Source organism: Haloactinopolyspora sp. (assembly GCF_027324685.1).
Taxonomy (GTDB): Bacteria; Actinomycetota; Actinomycetes; order Jiangellales; family Jiangellaceae; genus Haloactinopolyspora.
On sequence record NZ_DAHVSH010000169.1, the window covers coordinates 1 to 4,373 of the forward strand.

5 protein-coding genes are annotated in these 4,373 nt (G+C 69.1%); all 5 read left to right on the forward strand.

Annotated features, from left to right (window positions below; all coding sequences use genetic code 11):
- The first annotated feature begins 305 nt into the window (after positions 1-305).
- Positions 306-647 carry a cupin domain-containing protein gene (locus M6444_RS18550; protein ID WP_298330906.1) on the forward strand — a complete coding sequence of 114 codons (342 nt, stop codon included), beginning with the start codon at positions 306-308 and terminating at the stop codon, positions 645-647.
- A complete protein-coding gene (locus tag M6444_RS18555) occupies positions 640-1,527 on the forward strand; it encodes an ABC transporter permease (RefSeq protein WP_298330909.1) in 888 nt (295 codons plus the stop codon). Before M6444_RS18550 ends, M6444_RS18555 begins: the two co-directional genes overlap by 8 nt.
- A gap of 27 nt (positions 1,528-1,554) precedes the next feature.
- Complete coding sequence (locus tag M6444_RS18560; RefSeq protein WP_298330912.1) at positions 1,555-2,559, forward strand: ABC transporter substrate-binding protein; 1,005 nt, start codon at positions 1,555-1,557, stop codon at positions 2,557-2,559.
- 22 nt (positions 2,560-2,581) lie between these two features.
- Positions 2,582-3,379: an ABC transporter ATP-binding protein gene (locus tag M6444_RS18565; protein ID WP_363326427.1), complete on the forward strand. Its 798-nt coding sequence runs from the start codon at positions 2,582-2,584 to the stop codon at positions 3,377-3,379.
- The coding region (locus tag M6444_RS18570; RefSeq protein ID WP_298330917.1) for a hypothetical protein at positions 3,376-4,373 on the forward strand (998 nt) is incomplete at its 3' end. The genes M6444_RS18565 and M6444_RS18570, both read left to right, overlap by 4 nt.

The window sequence follows — 4,373 nt, forward strand, 5'->3', positions numbered from 1 at the left end:
TGGGGCCCGCTCGGCCAGCTTCCGGCGCAGGTCCGCGCCGTGGCCACCCTGGCCATCGCCACCACCGGCGGTCTGGCCGCGCTGGCGGTCGCCGACCGAGCGCGCGTGGCGCTGCGCGAAGCCGTTCGCCGCCGTTTCGACGCTGCGACGACCACGGACTGAAGCACCCCACCGACACTCGCCGAACCCCGCCACCACGCACCGACGACCGCGACGTTCGAAGGTCACCGGACCCTTGACCTGCTGCGGGACGGACGGTAACGTCACCGTGACGCGGAAAGCGTTTTCCGGTCGAGGAGGGGTTCATGGGTGAACCTGCGACGGCTCAACTCGACACGATCGAGGCGCAAGCGTGCTCGTGCGGATCGACCCGTCGGGCGTTCGTCGACGCACGGCCCGGGACCGCCAGCGTGCACCTACTCGACGTTCGCGACGCGGCGACCCACTACCACCGCACGGCCACCGAGCTGTACATCGTCCTCGACGGAGAAGGCACGGTCGAACTCGACGGCACGGCGCACCCGGCGCGTGCGCTCAGTGCGTTCCTGATCCCGCCTGGCTGCCGCCATCGCGCCGTCGGTGACCTCCGCATGCTCGTCGTCGCCATCCCAGCCGCCGATGACAAGGACGAGTTCTTCGATGACTGACGTTTCCAGCCGCGACCGAACGACGAGTGCAGGGTCGCCACGCGGGCCGGCCGGGCCACGACACGACGCCACCGACCAGCGCAGCGTCCTGGAGCACCTCGCCCGCTTCGCCGCAGCCGTATGGCGACCCGCCGTCCTCCTGGCGCTGATCGGCGTGGTGTGGTGGGCCGTGACCGCAGCTGAGCTGTTCCCCCGCTACCTCGTACCGACGCCCGGCGCGGTGTGGGCCACGCTTCTCGAAGACCGGGAGATGCTGGCCGTACACACCTGGGTCACCGCGTATGAGACCGTCATCGGTTTCCTGCTGGCCACGCTGGCCGGGCTCCTGGCCGCGGTGCTCATCGTGTATTCGTCGACCCTCGAGAAGGCGTTGTATCCGCTGATCTTGTTCGCCCAGGTCATCCCCAAGATCGCCATTGCACCGATCCTCGTGGTCTGGTTCGGCTTCGGCCCGGAGCCGAAGATCATCCTGGCAGTGCTGATCGCGTTCTTCCCCGTGGTCATCTCCGGTGTCGCCGGCCTGCGCTCCACCGACCCGGAACTGCTGGACCTGTCAGCCACCATGGGCGCCAGCCGCTGGCAAACCTTCCGCAAGATCCGGTTCCCCGGCTCACTCCCACACTTGCTCGCCGGGCTCAAGGTGGCCGCGACGCTGGCCGTCGTCGGCGCGGTGGTGGGCGAGTTCGTCGGTGCGGACGAGGGCCTGGGCTACGTGCTGCTCCTGGCCAGCGGCAACTTGAACTCGTCGTTGCTGTTCGCCGACCTGATCCTCATGTCCGTCCTCGGAGTCGCGCTCTTCGTGCTCGTGGAGCTCGCCGAAGCCCTGCTGATCCCATGGCACGCCAGTCGGCGCCAGGGCATCGCGATGACCACGTCCTGACCGACCAGCCCGAGAAAGGTGCTCACCATGCGACGTAGCTTGCTCACCGCCGCCGCGGCCGGCCTGCTCGCCGTGGCCGGCTGCGGTGGCGATGACGACGCCACAACCAGCGCGGACGGCGGCCTGACCGAAGTGACGATGACGTTGAACTGGGTTCCGTACGGCGAGCACGCGCCCTTCTACTACGGCGTGGCCGAGGGTATCTACGAGGAGGAGGGCATCGACCTCGAGATCAAACCGGGCAGCGGATCGGGCACCACGGTCCAGCAGGTGGCGCAGGCGCAGACCGACTTCGGCTGGGCCGACACCCCTCCCCTGCTCAACGGGATCAGCGAGGGCATGCCCGTGAAAAGCCTCGGGGTGTACCTCCAAGCCGGGCCTTCGTCGGTGGAGTTCTTCGCCGACCAGGGCATCACCGAACCCGCTGATCTGGTCGGCAAGACCGTGGCCGGCACACCCGGCGACGCGATGTATGCGACGTTCCCGGCCTGGCTGTCGGTCAACGGCGTCGACCCCGACGACGTCGAGATCGTCAACGTCGACCCGGCCGGCAAGATCGCCGCGCTGGTCGAAGGACGCGCCGACGCGATCATGGGATTCTTCCACGACCAGGCGCCGACCATCGAGGATCTCAGCGGCAAGACCGTCGACGTACTGCTCTACTCCGAGTTCGGCATGAACCTGCTCGGCACCGGCATCATCGCCCACCAGAAAACGATCGACGAGGATCCTGAACTGGTCAGCGCGTTCGTCCGCGCCACCGAACGTTCATGGGAGGCCGCTGCCGAGGATCCCGAGGCCGCGGCGGCAGCCATGGAAGACAACGCCGGCGAGACGCCGCCGGCCGACGTCCTACGCGATCAGCTCGAGAAGAGCATCGGCCTGCTGCAACTCGACACGGCCGGGACACCGGGCGTCAACACCGAAGCGCAGTGGCAGGAGACCATCGATCTGCTCGCCGAGCACGCCGACCTCACCGATGCGGGCGAGCCGGCCACGTACTGGGATCCGTCGTTCAGTGAAGCCGAGTGAGCCGATGCAGCCACAGACAGCCATGCCGCGAAATTCTGCTCAACCCGCGACCGCCACGATCGAGATCCGCAATCTGACCTGTACGTTCACGTCGAAGCGCCAGAGCACGACGGCGTTGCAAGACGTCTCGCTGACCGTCGAGCCGGGCGAGTTCGTCACCATCGTCGGCCCGTCGGGCTGCGGCAAGTCGACCCTGCTCAAGATCATCGCCGGGCTCGTCCAGCCGAGCGAGGGTGAGGTGATGCTGCTCGGTAACGCGGTCCGCGAGCCGCAGCGCGACATCGGTTTCGCCTTCCAACGCGCAGCCCTGCTGGAGTGGCGCGGTGCGCGCGCCAACATCCTCCTGCAGGCGGAAATGCGCGGGATGGACAAGGACGCGGCCGCAGCGCGAGCCGACCACCTCATCGAACTGACCGGCCTGTCCGGGTTCGAAGACGCGCTGCCGCATGAGCTCTCCGGCGGCATGCAGCAGCGGGTGGCCCTGTGCCGGGCGTTGCTGCACGAGCCTCCGGTCCTGCTCATGGACGAACCGTTCGGTGCACTCGACGCGCTCACCAGGGAACACATGAACGTCGAGATGCACCGCTTGTGGCGTGAGACCTCGACCACGGTCGTCCTGGTGACGCACTCGATCGCCGAGGCCGTCTATCTCGGCCAGCGGGTCGTGGTCATGACACCGCGGCCGGGACGCATCCACGAGGTGTACGACGTCGATCTGCCCGCCGAGCGCGACTACGGCACGACGATGTCCAGCCCGGCCTTCGAGACTCTGGCGAGGAACATCCGCGGTCTGCTCGGTGCCAGCGGCCACCACGGATGACGCCGAGCCGCCCGGGCGCATCCGGCCCGGCCATCGTTGCGGAACGGAGGTGGTGGGACACCGCCGGGGCCTGGTTGGCCATCGGCACGTCGCCGGCTGCCCTCGTGTTCGGCGCCGGTATCGCCGATCGCCACGACGGCCCCATGCCCGCGGCGGCGTTGGTGCTCGGCAGTACGGCCATCATGTGCTTGTTGCTGGCCCAGGGTCGCCTCGGGCTGCGACCACCGCACGGCGAGGGATGGTCACTGGCGGACATCCTCGACGCCTACACGCCGCGGCGCGACCGGCGTCTGGTCGCCGCGCTCATGGCGCTGGGCATGGCCGGCTGGCTCGGTTTCAACGCCGGCCTCGGCGGCGCTGCGCTCGGCTCGTTGCTCGGCGCACCACGCTGGGTGGGAGTCGCCTTGCTCGGGCTCCCCCTGCTCGCTCTCGCCCTGGCCGGTCAGCACCGGTGGAACGGGCCTGCCGTGCTCACCACCATGGCGGCGCTCGCGCTGATCGTCCTGGTGGCCGCCCAGAACTCGCACACGCAGGCCCCGCTGACCCTGGAGACAGGCCCGTGGGGTCTGCTGTTCGCCGACGTCTCGGTGTTCGTCGGATACGTGGCGGTGTTCGCCCTGCGGGCGCCGGACTTCACGGCCGGGCTACGCGGGCGCGCCGACCTGTGGGCCTGCGCAACCGTGCTGATCGTGCCGACGGTGGTGGCCGCCGGCGCCGGGGCCACCGTTGCCCTGCACGACGGCTCGAGCGATCTCGTCGCGCATCTGCAGACGTCGACGGTCGGAACCGTGCTGATCGTGCTCGCGGTGGCGGCGCCGTCGTTGACGGCCTACCACTCCGGCGGCCTGGCGCTGCGAACCGTGCTGAGCACCTCGCTGCGCCGTTGCACGCTGCTGATCGGAGCTGCTGGGCTCGCGCTGGCCACCAGTGGTTTCGAGACGGTACTCCTGCCCTGGCTGACGGTTCTGGCGGCCGTGCTGCCGCCGTTGATCGT